This window comes from Streptomyces sp. BB1-1-1 (assembly GCF_031597775.1).
Lineage (GTDB): Bacteria > Actinomycetota > Actinomycetes > Streptomycetales > Streptomycetaceae > Streptomyces > Streptomyces thinghirensis.
On record NZ_CP134203.1, the window covers coordinates 6,258,201 to 6,274,777 of the forward strand.

General features: G+C 72.0%; 16 protein-coding genes. 10 read left to right on the top strand and 6 right to left on the bottom strand.

Going from position 1 to position 16,577, the window contains the following annotated elements:
• From RI578_RS28660 to RI578_RS28670, 3 genes are all read left to right on the top strand, one after another.
• A complete protein-coding gene (locus RI578_RS28660; protein WP_310873767.1) occupies positions 1–555 on the top strand; it encodes a DUF5304 domain-containing protein in 555 nt (184 codons plus the stop codon).
• A 54-nt stretch (positions 556–609) separates the two neighbouring features.
• Positions 610–1,563 (top strand): ROK family glucokinase, encoded by a 954-nt coding sequence (locus tag RI578_RS28665; RefSeq protein WP_031035803.1) that lies wholly within the window; start codon positions 610–612, stop codon positions 1,561–1,563.
• Between the two features lie 157 nt (positions 1,564–1,720).
• Positions 1,721–2,488, top strand: a complete 768-nt coding sequence (locus RI578_RS28670; protein ID WP_310873768.1) for an endonuclease/exonuclease/phosphatase family protein — start codon at positions 1,721–1,723, stop codon at positions 2,486–2,488.
• 34 nt (positions 2,489–2,522) lie between these two features.
• Here the strand turns inward: RI578_RS28670 and RI578_RS28675 are convergent, their stop codons facing one another.
• Both RI578_RS28675 and RI578_RS28680 read right to left on the bottom strand, forming a co-directional pair.
• Positions 2,523–3,191: a hypothetical protein gene (locus RI578_RS28675; RefSeq protein ID WP_310873769.1), complete on the bottom strand. Its 669-nt coding sequence runs from the start codon at positions 3,189–3,191 to the stop codon at positions 2,523–2,525.
• Positions 3,184–3,987, bottom strand: a complete 804-nt coding sequence (locus tag RI578_RS28680) for an alpha/beta fold hydrolase (protein ID WP_310873770.1) — start codon at positions 3,985–3,987, stop codon at positions 3,184–3,186. Before RI578_RS28680 ends, RI578_RS28675 begins: the two co-directional genes overlap by 8 nt.
• Positions 3,988–4,165: 178 nt before the next feature.
• Here RI578_RS28680 and RI578_RS28685 point away from each other — a divergent pair, with 178 nt between their 5' ends.
• The 5 genes from RI578_RS28685 (at position 4,166) to RI578_RS28705 (ending at position 9,119) form a co-directional block, all read left to right on the top strand.
• A complete protein-coding gene (locus RI578_RS28685; RefSeq protein ID WP_310875884.1) occupies positions 4,166–4,954 on the top strand; it encodes a lysophospholipid acyltransferase family protein in 789 nt (262 codons plus the stop codon).
• Between the two features lie 46 nt (positions 4,955–5,000).
• Positions 5,001–6,254, top strand: coding sequence for a MacS family sensor histidine kinase (gene macS, locus RI578_RS28690; protein ID WP_310873771.1), 1,254 nt, complete (start codon positions 5,001–5,003; stop codon positions 6,252–6,254).
• Positions 6,251–6,928, top strand: a complete 678-nt coding sequence (locus RI578_RS28695) for a response regulator transcription factor (protein ID WP_310873772.1) — start codon at positions 6,251–6,253, stop codon at positions 6,926–6,928. The genes macS and RI578_RS28695 overlap by 4 nt, the downstream gene beginning before the upstream one ends.
• 52 nt (positions 6,929–6,980) lie before the next feature.
• A complete protein-coding gene (locus RI578_RS28700; protein ID WP_310873773.1) occupies positions 6,981–8,009 on the top strand; it encodes a 6-phosphofructokinase in 1,029 nt (342 codons plus the stop codon).
• 114 nt (positions 8,010–8,123) lie between these two features.
• A complete protein-coding gene (locus RI578_RS28705; protein ID WP_310873774.1) occupies positions 8,124–9,119 on the top strand; it encodes a 2-hydroxyacid dehydrogenase in 996 nt (331 codons plus the stop codon).
• On the opposite strand, the gene RI578_RS28710 is transcribed toward RI578_RS28705, so the two are convergent.
• The 3 genes from RI578_RS28710 to RI578_RS28715 form a co-directional block, all read right to left on the bottom strand.
• Positions 9,071–10,954: an anthranilate synthase family protein gene (locus RI578_RS28710; protein WP_310873775.1), complete on the bottom strand. Its 1,884-nt coding sequence runs from the start codon at positions 10,952–10,954 to the stop codon at positions 9,071–9,073. The two genes, RI578_RS28705 and RI578_RS28710, sit on opposite strands and share 49 nt — an antisense overlap.
• 116 nt (positions 10,955–11,070) lie before the next feature.
• Positions 11,071–11,127 (bottom strand): trp operon leader peptide, encoded by a 57-nt coding sequence (locus RI578_RS42740; protein ID WP_071528813.1) that lies wholly within the window; start codon positions 11,125–11,127, stop codon positions 11,071–11,073.
• Between the two features lie 78 nt (positions 11,128–11,205).
• A complete protein-coding gene (locus tag RI578_RS28715) occupies positions 11,206–14,043 on the bottom strand; it encodes an N-acetylmuramoyl-L-alanine amidase (protein WP_310873776.1) in 2,838 nt (945 codons plus the stop codon).
• A gap of 163 nt (positions 14,044–14,206) precedes the next feature.
• Here RI578_RS28715 and RI578_RS28720 point away from each other — a divergent pair, with 163 nt between their 5' ends.
• Entirely contained in the window at positions 14,207–15,559 is a 1,353-nt protein-coding gene (locus tag RI578_RS28720) for a class II 3-deoxy-7-phosphoheptulonate synthase (RefSeq protein ID WP_310873777.1), read from the top strand.
• Between the two features lie 164 nt (positions 15,560–15,723).
• The gene (locus RI578_RS28725) at positions 15,724–15,957 is read left to right on the top strand and encodes a (2Fe-2S)-binding protein (protein ID WP_310873778.1); all 234 of its coding nucleotides are present in this window, start codon (positions 15,724–15,726) and stop codon (positions 15,955–15,957) included.
• A gap of 29 nt (positions 15,958–15,986) precedes the next feature.
• Here RI578_RS28725 and bfr read toward each other — a convergent pair whose 3' ends face one another.
• Positions 15,987–16,490: a bacterioferritin gene (bfr, locus tag RI578_RS28730; protein ID WP_310873779.1), complete on the bottom strand. Its 504-nt coding sequence runs from the start codon at positions 16,488–16,490 to the stop codon at positions 15,987–15,989.
• Positions 16,491–16,577 lie beyond the last annotated feature (87 nt).

Genomic DNA, 16,577 nt, shown 5'->3' on the forward strand with positions numbered 1-16,577 from the left:
ATGAGCGAAGAGCTCCCCCCGTCCGAGGCCCCCCGCCCCGACGAGGCCGACGCGGTCGACGAGGCCGGCCGAACGCGACCGGCCGACGCCGACGCCTGGGCGACGGCGTGCGCCGAGGACCTGGAGGCGGAGAAGGCCCGCCGCCGGGCCGAGTACGGGCCGCCGCCCGGCTCGGCCGCCGAGGAGCTGCGCCGCCTCGTCGACACCGTCGCGGACAAGCTGTCCGGCCTCCAGTCCCCGCTGTTCGGCCAGGTCGCCGGACCGGCCGCCCAGCAGGTGGTCCGGCAGGTCGTCCAGCAGGCCAAGGCCGCCGTCGAACCGGTCATCGAGCGCAACCCGGACGTCTTCGACCACCTCGCGGCCGCCGGCGGCGAACTCCTCGCCGCCTACCGCTCCGCCGTCCAGAACCAGGAGCGCCGCTGGACCGCCGGGGCCTCACGGGACGACCCCCGCGACCCCCGCGACCTGGACGAACCGCGTGACGACGCGAGCGACACCGGACGCGACGACGGCGACGAGGGCACCGGCCCGGGCCAGCGCATCGACTTGGACTGACACCGCCCTCGGGTACGGTTGGCCTTAGCGGGGCTCGACCGAACTGAGGGATTCATGGGACTCACCATCGGCGTCGACATCGGCGGCACGAAGATCGCGGCCGGCGTGGTCGACGAGGAAGGCAACATCCTCTCGACCCACAAGGTGCCGACCCCCACCACGCCCGAGGCCATCGTGGACGCCATCGCCTCCGCGGTGGAAGGCGCACGCGTGGGGCACGAGATCGTCGGTGTCGGCATCGGCGCCGCCGGTTACGTCAACCGGCAGCGCTCCACGGTCTACTTCGCGCCCAACATCGACTGGCGCCAAGAGCCGCTCAAGGAGAAGGTCGAGGCCCGCGTCGGCCTCCCGGTCGTCGTGGAGAACGACGCCAACGCCGCGGCCTGGGGCGAGTACAAGTTCGGCGGCGGCAAGGGCCACCGCAACGTCATCTGCATCACCCTCGGCACCGGCCTCGGCGGCGGCATCATCATCGGCAACAAGCTGCGCCGCGGCCACTTCGGCGTGGCCGCCGAGTTCGGCCACATCCGCATGGTGCCGGACGGCCTGCTGTGCGGCTGCGGCTCCCAGGGCTGCTGGGAGCAGTACGCCTCCGGCCGCGCCCTCGTGCGCTACGCCAAGCAGCGCGCCAACGCCACCCCCGAGCGCGCCGAGGTACTGCTCGCGCTCGGCGACGGCACCCCCGACGGCATCGAGGGCAAGCACATCTCGGTCGCCGCCCGCCAGGGCTGCCCGGTCGCCGTCGACTCCTACCGCGAGCTGGCCCGCTGGGCCGGCGCCGGCCTCGCCGACCTGGCCTCCCTCTTCGACCCGTCCGCCTTCATCGTCGGCGGCGGCCTCTCCGACGAGGGCGACCTGGTGCTCGACCCGATCCGCAAGTCGTACAAGCGGTGGCTGGTCGGCGGCAACTGGCGCCCGGTAGCCGACGTGGTCGCCGCCCAGCTCGGCAACAAGGCCGGCCTCGTCGGCGCGGCCGACCTGGCCCGGGAGCCCGACCCGATCATGTAGGCGTACGACGCTGCAACGTCCCCAAGGGGCGCGGGGCGGAGTCCATTTGGGGCTCCGCCCCGCGGGCGCGACAAGCCACGTACCACCGGCAGTCGCCCACGAACCTCGCGCCCCGAGCTGTTGGGCGCCCGACCACCCGGTCCCGTAAATTGACCGCATGGCAACGTCCCTCCAGCCGCTCCCCAACTCCCGCACCGAACCCGACGGTTCCACCGTCATCCGGGTCCTCAGCTACAACATCCGCTCGATGCGCGACGACACCGACGCCCTCGCCCGCGTCATCAAGGCCTGCGCCCCCGACCTCGTCCTCCTCCAGGAAGCCCCCCGCTTCTTCCGCTGGCGCAAGAAGCTCACCCGCCTGGCCCGCGCCGCGGACCTCGTGCTCCTCTCCGGCGGCGCCCCCGCCGCCGGCCCCGCGCTGCTGTGCTCCCTGCGGGCCACCGTCGAGCGCACCGAGGACGTACTGCTCCCGCTCACTCCGGGCCGGCACCGCCGCGGCCTCGCCACCGCCGTGGTCCGCATCGGCGGGGCCCGCCTCGGCGTCCTGAGCTGCCACCTGTCACTGGAGGCGGGCGAGCGGTACGAGCAGGCCGGCCTGCTCCTCGACCGGCTCGCCGGCCTGGGCGTGACGCACGCCGTGGCGGGCGGCGACCTGAACGAGCGCCCCGGCGGCCGCACCTTCCGGCGGCTCGGCGACGGCCTGCGGGACTGCTGGACGGCCGAGCCCTGGGGCAGTGAGTACACCTTCTCCGCCACCGGCCCCGACCGGCGCATCGACGCCGTCTTCGTCACGGAGGGCATCGAGGTACTGGGCTGCGGCGTACCGCTGGGGCTCCCCGGCGTGGCCGAGGACGATCTGAGGGCGGCCACGGACCACCTTCCGGTCCTGACCGCTCTCCGCGTACCCGCCGCGTCCGCGAGCTGACAAGCCGCGTGCGCGATCCTGCGGGTCGAAACCCCTAGACCACCGCGCCCCGCCCCGGATCGTCGTCGTCCTCGTCGTCCGTCCGCATCCGCATGACCAGCGTGGCGAAGCCGCCGAGGAAGCCGCCGATGCTGAGGGTCTGCAGCCACCACGTCATGTCCCAGCCGAGCACCACCGCCAGCAGGAGCAGCACCGGACCGCCGAGCACGCCCAGCCAGGCGAACTTCGCGGTGGGGTCGCCCTCGGGAAGCGGGGGCGGCTCGGGCGGTACGAAGTGACCCTCCTCGTCCTCGCCGAGACCGTCGTCCTTGCCCGGATCGTCGTCCGAGGGCTCGGCCAGGGAGTGGTCGCGCGGGCCGACGCCCGGGGCGAACGCCACGGAGCCGCCCAGGGGCCGGGCGGAGGCCGGGCGGTCCGCCGCGGGGCGGTCCGGCTCGGGCTTGTCGTCGTTGGTCTCCGGCTCCAGCAGCGCCAGGTCCTCCACCGACTTGAACGGCTTCGCGCCCGGCGGGTCCGGCGGCTCGTCCCCGTACCCGGCGACGATCGCGGCCCAGGCGGCGTCCTCGTCGATGGGCACCCCTTGCTCCTCGGGCGCCGCGCGGTCCGCCGCGCGCTCCCGTCCCTCGCGGTGCTCCCGCTCCCGCTCCAGGTCCCGATCCTCGCGCTCCTCGCGGTCCTCGCGGTCGGAGTCGTGCTCAGCCACCTGCGGCCGTCCCTTCCTTGCCGAGACCGGGCTCCGGCTCCCCGACGGAACCGGGCGCGAGCCGGCCGATGAACGCGACGCTCTCCGCGAAGATCCGGTCCGCATCGTGGTCCAACGTCGCCACGTGGTAGCTCTGTTCCAGCAGGATCTCCGTGACGTCCGTCGACGACACCCGGCCGAGGATGCGGGCCGAGTCGGCCGGCGGCACCACATGGTCCTGCGGACTGCGCAGCAACAGCAGCGGCTGGGTCACCTGCGGCAGGTCGCCGTCGGCGAGACGGAAGAACGTACGCAGCGAGTGCGCCGCGTGCAGCGGCACTTTGTCGTACCCCAGCTCCGAGCTGAGCGGCTTGGCGATGTCGCTGGCGATGCCCTTCGTCGCGGGCAGCAGATGGCGCAGGACGGGAAGGGCGTGCTGGGCCACGCCGTGCATCCGGTTCGCCGGGTTGACGACCACGACGCCCGAGACCGCGTCCCCGTGCTTGGCGGCGAGCCGCAGGGCCAGCGCGCCGCCCATGGACAGCCCGGCCACGAAGACGCGCGCGCAACGCTCGCGCAGGGCACGCAGCTCGCGGTCCACCTCCGCGTACCAGTCCTGCCAGCCCGTGACCTGCATGTCCTGCCAGCGCGTGCCGTGCCCGGGCAGCAGCGGCAGCGCGACGGTCAGACCACGCGCGGCGAGGTACTGGGCCCAGGGGCGCAGTGACTGCGGGGAACCGGTGAAGCCGTGGCAGAGGAGCACGCCGACCTCACCGCCCTCGTGGCGGAACGGCTCGGCTCCGGGCAGGACCGGCACGTCTCGGTCTCCTGTCGTCAGGGGGCCGGCACAGCCGGCACGGCGGGTGCGGTACTCGCGGGTACTTCACCGTACGCGACCGCACTGACACCGACCAGGGCCGTCGGGGCCATTGACGGTGCCCCGGGATAGGGTCTGACCCACAGACACAGGAGGCACTCGCTTGTTGTACGGCGCGATGAAGGTCACCGTCGGGGGTTCGCTGAAGCTCGCCTTCCGGCCCTGGGTGGAAGGCCTGGAGCACATCCCGGCCGACGGCCCCGCCATTCTGGCGAGCAACCACCTGTCGTTCTCCGACTCGTTCTTCCTGCCGGCCGTCCTCGACCGCAAGGTGACCTTCATCGCCAAGGCCGAGTACTTCAACACCCCCGGGGTCAAGGGCAGGCTGACGGCCGCCTTCTTCAAGGGGGTCGGCCAGCTGCCCGTGGACCGCTCCGGGGCACGCGGCGCGGGCGAGGCCGCCATCAAGAGCGGCATAGAGGTACTGGAGCGGGGCGAGCTGTTCGGCATCTACCCCGAGGGCACCCGCTCCCCGGACGGCCGCCTCTACCGGGGCAAGCCGGGCGGCCTCGCGCGCGTGGCGCTCGCCACCGGCGCACCCGTCGTCCCGGTCGCCATGATCGACACCGAGAAGATCCAGCCGCCCGGCCAGGTGATGCCGAAGCTGATGCGGCCCGGTATCCGTATCGGCAAGCCCCTGGACTTCACCCGCTACCAGGGCATGGAGCACGACCGTTTCGTACTCCGCGCGGTGACCGACGAGGTCATGTACGAGATCATGAAGCTTTCCGGCCAGGAGTACGTCGACATGTACGCGACCGCCATGAAGCGGCAGATCGCGGAGGCGGCGAAGGCCGAGAAGGAGGCGGGCAAGGCCGCGAAGGCCGCGCTCGCCCAGGCGGAGAAGGAACAGACCGCCAAGGAGAAGGCGGCGGCCGAGCAGGAGCGGTCCGCCGACGACCGGTAGCGGCCGGGGACGGGCAGCGGACCGTACGGGCCGGGGACGGGGGGACATGGCCAGGCGCGAGAGAGTCATGAGGATGTCGGTCGAGCAGCCGCTGTGGCGCGCGCTCGCCGGCTACCGCGTGCTCACCATGCTGTACGCGATCGGCTTCTTCACCACCGCCTACTCCGGCTTCGCCCGCCCCTGGCTCGCCGTCGCCTACTACGCCGTCCTCTTCGTCTGGACCCTGGCGACCCTTCCCAAGGTCGCGGGCGCGGCGAGCTGCACCAAGCGGTTCCTCGCCGCCGACCTCACCATCGCGCTGACCGGCATCCTGCTCACGCCGTTCGCCGACGCCCACGAACGGGTCATGGACGGCGGCCCGACCCTGCCGTCGATATGGACCGCCGGTTCCGTCCTGGCCTTCGCCATCAAGGGCGGCTGGCGCTGGGCGGCCGTCGCCTCCACCCTCGTCGCCGTCGCCAACCTGGTCGAACGCGGCAGCCCCGCCCGCGACACCGTCCACAACGTCATCCTCGTCTGGGTCGCCTCCATCGCCATCGGCTACGTCGTCGAGGTCGCCCGCGCCTCCGAGCGCACCCTCGCCCGCGCCCTGGAGATCGAGGCGGCGACCAGGGAGCGGGAGCGGCTCGCCCGGGACATCCACGACAGCGTGCTCCAGGTGCTGGCGATGGTGCAGCGGCGCGGCGCCGTCATCGGCGGCGAGGCGGCCGAGCTGGGCCGGATGGCCGGTGAGCAGGAGGTGGCGCTGCGCACGTTGGTCTCGGGCGGTCTGGTGCCCGTCTCCCGGGTGTCGGAGGACGCCGCCGAGGGCGCCCTCGTACGCGCGGTGGAGGAACCGGAGCGGGACGACCCCGACGGGCCCGTCGATCTGCGCGCCCTGCTCGCCCCGTACGCCGGTTCCCTCGTGAACCTCGCCGAGCCGGGCGCGCCGGTCCTGCTGGCCCCCCTCGCGGCCCGGGAGATCGCGGCCGCCGTGGGCGCCGCCCTGGACAACGTCCGCAAGCACGTCGGTGCGGACGCGCGCGCGTGGATCCTGGTCGAGGACGAGCCGGACGAGGTGATCGTCACCGTCCGCGACGAGGGGCCCGGCATCCCGGAGGGGCGGCTCGCCGAGGCCGAGGGCGAGGGACGCCTCGGCGTGGCCCTGTCGATCCGGGGCCGGCTGCGCGAACTCGGCGGCACGGCCGAGCTGGTCTCGGTGCCCGGCCAGGGCACCGAGGTCGAACTGAAGGCACCCAAGGCACTCAAGGCAGCTCAGCAAACCAGCACCACCGCGCGGGGGAAGGCGGCAGACCGATGACCGAGCGACAGGAACCGATCAAGGTCATGGTGGTCGACGACCACCCGATGTGGCGCGACGCCGTCGCCCGGGACCTGGCCGAGTCCGGCTTCGACGTGGTCGCCACCGCCGGCGACGGCGACCAGGCGGTGCGCCGGGCCCGGGCCGCCGCGCCCGACGTCCTCGTGCTCGACCTCAACCTGCCCGGCAAGCCCGGCGTCCAGGTCTGCAAGGAGGTCGTCGGCGCCGACCCGAAGCTGCGCGTCCTCGTGCTCTCCGCGAGCGGGGAGCACGCCGACGTGCTGGAGGCGGTGAAGTCCGGCGCGACCGGATACCTGCTGAAGTCGGCCTCCACCGGGGAGTTGCAGGACGCGGTGCGCCGCACGGCCCTCGGCGACCCGGTCTTCACCCCGGGACTGGCCGGACTGGTCCTCGGCGAGTACCGCCGCCTCGCCTCCGAACCGGCCCAGGCCGCGGAGACCGGCGAGCCCGGGGCGCCCCGGCTCACCGACCGTGAGACCGAGGTGCTGCGCCTGGTCGCCAAGGGCCTGAGTTACAAGCAGATCGCCGAGCGCCTCGTCATCTCCCACCGCACCGTGCAGAACCACGTCCAGAACACCCTGGGCAAGCTCCAGCTGCACAACCGCGTGGAGCTGGTGCGGTACGCGATAGAACGCGGTCTGGACGACGCCTGACCCCTCGCGGGACAGTGGCCCCAACCACCCACCGTGGCAAAGGGGTTACGTGATGAAGGTCGGAGTACTGACCGGAGGCGGCGACTGCCCCGGGCTCAACGCCGTCATCCGGGCCGTCGTCCGCAAGGGCGTGCAGGAGTACGGCTACGACTTCGTCGGCTTCCGGGACGGCTGGCGCGGTCCGCTGGAGGGCGACACCGTCCGACTCGACATCCCGGCCGTCCGCGGCATCCTGCCCCGCGGCGGCACCGTCCTCGGCTCGTCGCGCACCAATCCGCTCCAGCACGAGCACGGCATCCGGCGCATCAAGGAGAACCTCGCCAAGCTCGACGTCGAGGCGCTCATCACCATCGGCGGCGAGGACACCCTGGGCGTCGCCACCCGCCTCGCGGACGAGTACGGCGTGCCGTGCGTCGGCGTGCCGAAGACGATCGACAACGACCTGTCCGCCACCGACTACACCTTCGGCTTCGACACGGCCGTCGGCATCGCCACCGAGGCCATCGACCGGCTGCACACCACCGCCGAGTCCCACATGCGCGTGCTGGTCGTGGAGGTCATGGGCCGGCACGCCGGCTGGATCGCGCTCCACTCCGGCCTGGCCGGCGGCGCCAACGTCATCCTCATCCCCGAGCAGCGCTTCGACACCGAGCAGGTCTGCGCCTGGGTGACCTCGCGGTTCCGGGCCTCGTACGCCCCGATCGTCGTCGTCGCCGAGGGGGCGATGCCGCGCGACGGCGACATGGTGCTCAAGGACCAGTCGCTGGACTCCTACGGGCACGTCCGGCTGTCCGGGGTGGGCGAGTGGCTGGCGAAGGAGATCGAGAAACGCACCGGCAACGAGGCCCGGACCACCGTCCTCGGCCACGTCCAGCGCGGCGGCACCCCCAGCGCCTTCGACCGGTGGCTCGCCACCCGGTTCGGTCTGCACGCCGTCGACTGCGTCCGCGACGGGGACTTCGGCAAGATGGTCGCGCTGCGCGGCACCGACATCGTCCGCGTCCCGATCGCGGACGCCACGGCCCGGCTGAAGACGGTCGACCCGAAACTGTACGAGGAGGTCGGTGTCTTCTTCGGCTGACCGCTGACCGCTGACCGCTGACCGCTGACCGCTGACCGGCGGCTCCGGGCGCGGCGCCGTATATTCGGCCCGGAGCCCAGCAGCAGCCCGGAGCCCAGCAGAACGGGAGCGGTCATGGAGATCCTGGCCTTCGGCGTCCAGGCCGACGAGAAGCCCCTGATCGAGCGGGCCTTCCACGGCCACGACGAGATCCGCTGCCTCGACGTCTTCCTCAACGAGGACACCGCCCCCATCGCGGCCGGCCACGAGATCGTCTCCACGTCCGTCAACGCCGACCTCGGCGCGGGCGTCCTGGAGATCCTCGCGGCCGGCGGCACCCGGATGGTGGCCCAACGCTCCACCGGCTTCAACAACATCGACCTCGACACGGCGGGACGGCTCGGCATGACCGTCGCCCGGGTGTCGTACTACTCCCCGTACTCGGTCGCCGAGTTCGCCTGGACCCTCGCCATGGCCGTCAACCGCCGTATCGTGCGGGCCTCCACCCGCACCCGGGACTTCGACTTCCGCCTGCACGGGCTCATGGGCCGGGACATGCACGGCCGCACCGCCGGCGTCCTCGGCACCGGCAAGATCGGCGAGGCCTTCGCCCGGATCGCCCACGGCTTCGGCATGCGGCTGCTCGGCTGGGACGTCGCCGAGAACCCCGCCTGCATGGAGCTGGGCATGCGCTACGTCCCCAAGGACGAGCTGCTCGCCCGGTCCGACCTGGTCACGCTGCACCTCCCGCTGATGGCGGAGACCCGGCACCTGATCGACGGGGCCGCCCTGAAGTCGATGCGGGACGACGCCGTCCTGGTCAACTCCAGCCGCGGCGGCCTGATCGACACCGCCGCGCTCGTCGGCGAGCTGCGCGCGGGCCGCTTCACCGGCGTGGGCCTGGACGTGTACGAGGCGGAGGCGGGCCTGTTCTTCCTCGACAAGTCCCTGGAGGCCATCGCCGACGACACCCTGGCCCGCCTCGTCACCTTCCCGAACGTCCTGGTCACCTCGCACCAGGCGTACTACACCGAGGACGCCGTCGGCCAGATCGTCGACGCCACGGTGCAGAACGTCCTCGACTACCGGGAGGGCCGCCGCTCGGAGAACGTGCTCGTGCCGCGCAGCTGACCGGCCAGCTCCCGCACGATCGCGGCGCCGTTCAGCGTCAGCACGGACTCCGGGTGGAACTGCACCCCGGCGAAGCCCGGCCCGCGCAGCGCGTGCACCTCGCCGTTGTCGGCGCGGCTGACCTCCACCCCGTGCGCGGCCAGCTCCGCTGCGGTCTCGTCGTCGCAGCGCGCGGTGAAGCTGTTGTAGAAGCCGACGGTCTCGCGCCGCCCGAACAGGTCGATCTCCGTCTGCGCCCCCTGGTACGGCACCTCCTTGCGGACGGTGTCCAGCCCCAGCTCCGCCGCGATCAGCTCGTGCCCGAGGCAGACGCCGAGGACACCGTGCCGGTTCTCCCGGATCACCTCGGCGGTCAGGGCGCGCAGGAAGCGCATCTTGGGATCGGCGGGGTCGGCCGGATCTCCCGGGCCGGGCCCCAGCACCACCGGGCCCTCGTGCCCGAGCACCGCCTCGCGCAGCCCCGGCTCGTCGTAGCGCCGCACACTCACGGTGAGCCCCGACGAACGCAGCAGGTGCGCGAGCATCGCCGTGAAGGTGTCCTCCGCGTCGACGACCAGGGCATGCCCCTCCAGCGCGTCCGACGGCTCCTGCATCCGCAGCCAGAACGGCGCCAGCGAGGCGCGGCGCCCGTCCAGCGCCGCCCGCACGCGCGGGTCGTCGGCCAGCTTCGGCCGCCCGGCCTCCGCGCGCGGCCGGGCCGGACGTACGCCCAGCGCCGCCAGCACCCCGGCCGCCTTGGCGTGGGTCTCCGCGACCTCGCCCGCCGGGTCCGAGCCCCGCACCAGCGTGGCGCCGACGGGCACCCGCAGCCGCCCGGCGGCGTCGATGTCGGCGGTACGGATGAGGATGGGGGAGTCGAGGGTCTGGGCGCCGCCGGAATCCCGCCCGAGCAGCGCCAGCGCGCCCGCGTAGTAGCCGCGCCCGCCGACCTCGTGCCGCTGGATGACCCGGCAGGCGTTCTGCACCGGCGACCCGGTGACCGTCGCCGCGAACATCGTCTCCTTCAGCACCTCCCGCGCGTCCAGTGAGGAGCGGCCGCGCAGTTCGTACTCGGTGTGCGCGAGGTGCGCCATCTCCTTCAGCCGGGGCCCGACGACCACGCCGCCCATGTCGCCGACGGTGCACATCATCTTGAGCTCCTCGTCGACCACCATCGACAGCTCCTCGATCTCCTTGCCGTCGGCGAGGAAGCGGAGCAGGTGCTCGGGGGTCGGGCCCTCGGCGGGGTAGCGGTACGTCCCGCTGATCGGGTTCATGACGACCGTGCCGCCGGACATCCGCACGTGCACCTCGGGGCTGGCCCCGACCAGCGTCCGGTCCCCGGTGTGCACCACGAACGTCCAGTACGCGCCCCGCTCGCCCTCCAGCAGCCGCCGGAACAGTGCCAGCGCGTCGGCCCGCCCGAACCCCGGGACCCGCCCCTCGTACGTCCGCCGGATCACGAAGTTGGCGCCCTCGCCGCCCCCGATCTCCTCGTCCAGCACGCGCCCGACGATCTCCGCGTACGCCTCGTCGTCGACGTCGAAGCCGCTGCCCTCGACGCGGACGTCGTGCGCGGGGAGGGCGGCGAGGGCGTCGGCGAGCGGGATGTCGTGCCGCTCCTCGGGGGTCAGCACCAGCAGCGGTGTGCCGTCGTCGCGGACGTCGAAGCCCCGCTCGCGGATCTGCCGGAAGGGGACGAGCGCCAGCCCTTCGTCGGGCAGGTCCGCGAGTCTGTCGTGCTCCGTCACCGGGCCGAGCAGCAGTTCCACGGTGTCGTGATCACGGCCGGGGGTGCGGCGGCGGAGCAGGGCGAACGGGCGGGGGTCGGCCAGGAGGCCGTCGAGCGGTGTCATGATCGGTGTCCCTCTCGGTCTCTCGTCGAGACTCTCGGTGGGAGGAACGGCCCCGTCGCGAAAACACCGAAGGCCGCCCCTCGGGCGGCCTTCGCGAAGTCTTTCGTCACGCGCAGTCAGTGGGCCGCCGGATGAGCGGTCCACCACCAGTTCTGGGTCGAATGCGCGAACATGCGGCTGACCTTAGCGCATCCGCCCGCGGCGCCGCGGCACGTTCCGTATCCCGGGACGTGCCGCGGCGCCGAGCGGCGTCAGACGATCATGTTGTACGTGTTCCAGCCGCCGCCGATCCTGCTCCGGTCGGTGAAGGGCGCGGAGGCCCTGCCGGTGCCGCGGTAGAGCCAGAGCACGCCGTCCTTGTCGCGGGCGACCAGGTCCGGCACTCCGTCGCGGTTCAGGTCGCTCGGGCCGTTCAGCACGTCGTAGACGTACCAGCCGCCGCCGACCCTGGTCCGGCCCTCGAAGGGCGCCGTGGCGCTGCCGGTGCCCTCGTAGAGCCACAGGACGCCGCTCTTGTCGCGGGCGACCAGGTCCGGCTTGCCGTCACCCGTGATGTCGCCGGTGTCGGCCAGCGCGTTGTAGACGTACCAGCCGCCGCCGATCCTGCTCCGGCTCTCGAAGGGTGCGGAGGCGCTGCCGGTGCCCTCGTAGAGCCACAGGACGCCGCTCTTGTCGCGGGCGGCCAGGTCGGGCCTGCCGTCACCGGTGAGGTCCCGGGCGCCGGTGATGGTGTCGTAGACGGACCAGCCGCCGCCGACCCGGGCGCGCTTCTCGAACGGCTCCGTCAGGTCGCCGCTGCCCTTGTAGTACCAGAGCACCCCGCTCTTGTCGCGGGCCACCGCGTCGCCGGTGCCGTCCGCGCGCAGCGCCGTCAGCGTGGTCACCGCGTTGTAGGCGTCCCAGCCGCCGCCGATGCGGAAGCGCCCGAAGAACGGGGAGGACGCGCCGCCGGTGCCCTGGTACTGCCACAGCACGCCCGACGAGTCCCGGCCGAGGATGTCGTAGCGGTCCGTGCCCGGGTCCGGCGCGGTGCCCTTGACCACCTGGACGTCCGAGGCGCGGACCCAGGCCAGCCGGTGGTTGTAGCGGATCGGGAGGAAGACCGTGTCGCCCACGACCACCGTGCGGGAGCCCTCGCCCGAGCCGTCGATGTTGCCGCTGTTGTAGTACGAGCCGTTGATGGCCGACCCGGCCAGCGGGTACTTCTGCCCGGAGAGGACGCCGTACTTGGTCAGCGACGCGGTGTTCTCGTCCTGGACGTCCACTCCGGTGTCCGTGTACGCGCTGTCCTCCGGGTACGTGCGCCCGTACACCGGGACCGTGCCGGCGCCCGCCTTCGGCGTGATCACATCCGGGGTGCCGACGGCGGTGGCGAACTGGCCGCCCCGGTTGTAGAACCAGGCCTTCTTGCCGCCGTACCAGATGGCGGTCCAGTCCTGCCGGGCCTCGGCGACGACGTACTCGCCGCCCGCCACGACCTTGTTGGCCCAGTTCCAGCCCTCGGTCCAGGTCTGGCTGCCCAGGTAGGGGTCGGTGAGGGTGGCGGAGCCGGTGGTCGGCGAGGAGTACAGGTACGTGAAGTTCGCGGGCTGCTTGGCGACCGCGGACCCGCCGTTGGTGAGCTTCGGCTGGTTCGCCGTGGTGAACGGCGGCACGACCCGGATCACCTGCCCGGCCTTGTACGGGCCGCCGGGGCCCTCGGCGCCGGTCGGGGCGCCCAGCAGCTCCATGTAGTGGTTCCAGTCCCAGAAGGGGCCCGGGTCCCAGTGCTGGGCTTTGACCTTGGCGTCCAGGACGCCCGGCACCTCGTCGTGGCCGATGATGTGCTCACGGTCCAGCGGGATGTCGTACTTCCCGGCCAGGTGCTTCACCAGGGCCGCCGAGGACTCGTACTGCGGCTCGGTGTACCAGCTGCCGTCCTTGATCGCGTAGCCCTCGTGCTCGATACCGATCGAGTGCATGTTGAGGGACTTGTTGCCCGCGTGCCACGCCTCGTTCTTGTTCTCGACCATCTGGGTGACCAGGCCGTCGGAGGCGCGGATCAGGTAGTGCGCGCTGGCGTAGGTGCGGGAGTTCTGGAAGACGCCCAGGGCGCTCTCGTAGCTGCCCTCGGTGTCGTGCAGCAGGATGGAGTTGATCTCGTGGCCGGCCTCGGGGCGGCTCGCGATGCTGTAGTTGCCCCAGTCCGCCAGGTCGCTGCTGTTCTGCTTGAACGCGGCGGGGCGGAAGTCGCAGTTCAGGCCGGTCGGGCAGTCGGGGGTCGCGGCGGCCTCGGCGGTGTAGGCGGCCGCGAGGTCGAAGTCGGTGCCCCGGTCGGGCTCCACCGTCGGGTCGGCCGGCAGGGTGAGGTACTGGCCGTCCACGGTGAGGCGCCGCTCACCGGTCTTGATCGACTCGAACACGCGCTTCGCGAACAGCTCCGCGCCCTTGTGGTCGGTCGCCTGGCTGGCGCGGGCCACGGCCGGATACCAGGCGCCGGGGTCCTCGGGCAGCGAGCCGGTGGCGTCCTCCTGGTACTTGGCGAGGAGCGCGGCGCCCGCCCGGATGCTCTCGGCGGGGTCGCTGCGCACCTCCTCGGACGACGCGTCGATCAGCTCGGCCGCCTCGTCCAGGGTGTGCAGCCGCGGGTCGCTCGTGTCGACGGGCTTCTCGCGCAGGCTCGCGAGGGCCTTCTCGGCGTCGAAGTTCTTCTCGATGGCCGGGTCGCCGCTGCGGTTCATGTGCTCGAGCTGGTGCTCGCGCTCGTCGGCGTCGCCGTCCCCGAGGTCCTTGGGGTCGACGTCCGTGAGCCCCATCACGTTGTAGGCGCCGGTGGTGCTCGGCAGCCCGTCGTGGTCCTCCCAGCGCGTCTGCCGGTACGACACCGCCATCAGCACGCTCTGCGGGACGTCGAACTCCTCCGCGGCCCGCTCGAACTCGGCCTGCAGCCGGACGTCCGGGGCGGCGGCCGCCTTGGCGCCGTCCGAGCCGAGCAGGTTCGGCGAGGCCAGGGCCAGGGTGCCGGCCGTGGTGGCCGCGGCGACGACCGAGGCGACACCGTAGACGAGCAGTCTCTTCTTCTTGCGGTCTCTGCGATGATCCGCGCTCAAGTCCCACCCCTGGTATGCGCTCGGTATGTATGTGAGATGTCTGTGATTCAAACTTCAAAGGCGCGTGAGGTTACCAATCCCCGCCCCGCCGCCCGCACCGGGGTGCCGTCTCACCTGTCGAGCCGTACGAAAACCGCGTGACAGGACCCCGTAGGGTTGAGGGGTGACCGTGAACGCTAAGACCGGCCCGAGCGCCGGCAACACCTGGCGAGACCTGCCCGCGGCGCAGCAGCCCGAGTACCCCGACACCGAGGCTCTGCGCGCAGTGATCGCGGACCTCGAGTCGTATCCGCCGCTCGTCTTCGCGGGCGAGTGCGACCAGCTGCGCGCCCGGATGGCGGCCGTCGCCAAGGGAGAGGCGTTCCTCCTCCAGGGCGGCGACTGCGCCGAGGCCTTCGACGCCGTGTCCGCGGACCACATCCGCAACAAGCTGAAGACGCTGCTCCAGATGGGCGCCGTCCTCACGTACGCCGCCTCGGTGCCCGTGGTGAAGGTCGGCCGCATCGCCGGCCAGTACTCCAAGCCGCGCTCGAAGCCGACCGAGACCCGCGACGGCGTGACACTGCCGACCTACCGCGGCGACTCCGTCAACGGCTTCGACTTCACCGAAGCGGCCCGGATCCCGGACCCCGAGCGGCTCAAGCGCATGTACCACGCGTCGGCGTCCACGCTGAACCTGGTGCGCGCCTTCACCACCGGCGGCTACGCCGACCTGCGCCAGGTGCACGCCTGGAACCAGGACTTCGTGAAGTCCTCGCCCTCCGGCCAGCGCTACGAGCAGCTCGCCCGGGAGATCGACCAGGCGCTGAACTTCATGCACGCCTGCGGCACGGACCCGGAGGAGTTCAAGACCGTCGAGTTCTTCTCCTCGCACGAGGCGCTGCTGCTCGACTACGAGTCGGCGCTCACCCGCGTCGACTCGCGCACCGGGCAGCTGTACGACGTCTCCGGGCACATGGTGTGGATCGGTGAGCGCACCCGGCAGCTGGACCACGCGCACATCGAGTTCGCCTCGCGGATCCGCAACCCGATCGGCATCAAGCTCGGCCCGACGACGACGGCCGAGGAGGCGCTGCAGTACATCGACCGGCTGGACCCGGAGCGTGAGCCCGGCCGGCTGACCTTCATCGTCCGCATGGGCGCGGACAAGATCCGCGACAAGCTCCCCGAGCTGGTGGAGAAGGTCACCGCGTCCGGCGCGACCGTCGCCTGGATCACCGACCCGATGCACGGCAACACCTACGAGGCGGCCTCCGGCCACAAGACCCGCCGCTTCGACGACGTGCTCGACGAGGTCAAGGGCTTCTTCGAGGTCCACAAGTCGCTCGGCACCCACCCGGGCGGCATCCACGTGGAGCTGACCGGCGACGACGTCACCGAGTGCGTGGGCGGCGGCGACGAGATCTTCGTCGACGACCTGCACCAGCGCTACGAGACGGCCTGCGACCCGCGGCTCAACCGCAGCCAGTCGCTCGACCTGGCGTTCCTGGTGGCGGAGATGTACCGGGACCAGTGACGGTCGGCCCCCGCTGGGGTCGGTGAATGGGGCGCGGGTCACACACGATCCGCGCCCCCTCCACTTTTGCCGACCTTGCGTGATGGGTAAGGTTAGGTTTGCCTCACCGATCAGTCGGGCCCCCCGGTCGTCGGTACGGCACGACCTTGTACCCCGCTCGGGAGGTGAACCGCGTGTTCGTCTGCAGCTGCTTCGGTGTCACCGAGGAACAGGTGAAGGGCCACGCGGAAGCCGGCGCCTGCACGCCCCGGCAGATCGCCTCCGCCTGCAAGGCGGGCACCGACTGCGGCGGCTGCGTACGGCGCATCCAGGCGCTGCTCGGCCGCGGCGCCTGCCCCCGCCGGCAACTGGCCGACCAGGGTGAACCGGTCCTCGCGGAGCTCCCGGAAGCGGCCTAGGGCCGGTCCGGCCGTGGCGAGCGGTCCGACTACAGCGAGCCGGGGCCGGACGAGTCCGGCTGGACCTGCTCGATGACCGTCGACAGGTAGAGCGACTCGCCCAGCTTCTCGATCAGCTCCAGCTGGGTGTCCAGGTAGTCGATGTGGTGCTCCTCGTCGGCGAGGATCGCCTCGAAGACGTTGGCCGACGTGATGTCGTTCTTGGCCCGCATCACCTCGATGCCGCGCCGCAGCCGGTCGATCGCCTCGACCTCGATCTCCCGGTCGGCCTGGAACATCTCGGTCACGCTCTGGCCGACCCGCACGTGGAAGAGCCGCTGGTAGTTCGGCAGGCCGTCCAGGAGCAGGATGCGGTCGGTGAGCACCTCCGCGTGGCGCATCTCGTCGAAGGACTCCGCGCGCGTGTACTTCGCGAGCTTGGTCCAGCCCTTGTGGTCCTGCAGCTTCGCGTGCAGGAAGTACTGGTTGATCGCCGTGAGCTCGGCGGTCAGCTGCTCATTGAGGAACTCGATGACCTCGGGGTCGCCCTGCATCGCTTGACGCTCCTTCGAACGGGAACTGGCGTGTTGCGCCGCATGATTGCACCGGCATCGAAGATCGTCCAGTAAGTCTCGACTTAG

Coding starts and splice junctions, on each gene's coding strand:
- macS (WP_310873771.1), top strand. CDS start 5,001: ATGGCCAGGCGCGAGAGAGTCATGAGGATGTCGGTCGAGCAGCCGCTG.
- RI578_RS28665 (WP_031035803.1), top strand. CDS start 610: ATGGGACTCACCATCGGCGTCGACATCGGCGGCACGAAGATCGCGGCC.
- RI578_RS28670 (WP_310873768.1), top strand. CDS start 1,721: ATGGCAACGTCCCTCCAGCCGCTCCCCAACTCCCGCACCGAACCCGAC.
- RI578_RS28685 (WP_310875884.1), top strand. CDS start 4,166: ATGAAGGTCACCGTCGGGGGTTCGCTGAAGCTCGCCTTCCGGCCCTGG.
- RI578_RS28700 (WP_310873773.1), top strand. CDS start 6,981: ATGAAGGTCGGAGTACTGACCGGAGGCGGCGACTGCCCCGGGCTCAAC.
- RI578_RS28660 (WP_310873767.1), top strand. CDS start 1: ATGAGCGAAGAGCTCCCCCCGTCCGAGGCCCCCCGCCCCGACGAGGCC.
- RI578_RS28695 (WP_310873772.1), top strand. CDS start 6,251: ATGACCGAGCGACAGGAACCGATCAAGGTCATGGTGGTCGACGACCAC.
- RI578_RS28710 (WP_310873775.1), bottom strand. CDS start 10,954: ATGACACCGCTCGACGGCCTCCTGGCCGACCCCCGCCCGTTCGCCCTG.
- bfr (WP_310873779.1), bottom strand. CDS start 16,490: ATGCAGGGCGACCCCGAGGTCATCGAGTTCCTCAATGAGCAGCTGACC.
- RI578_RS28705 (WP_310873774.1), top strand. CDS start 8,124: ATGGAGATCCTGGCCTTCGGCGTCCAGGCCGACGAGAAGCCCCTGATC.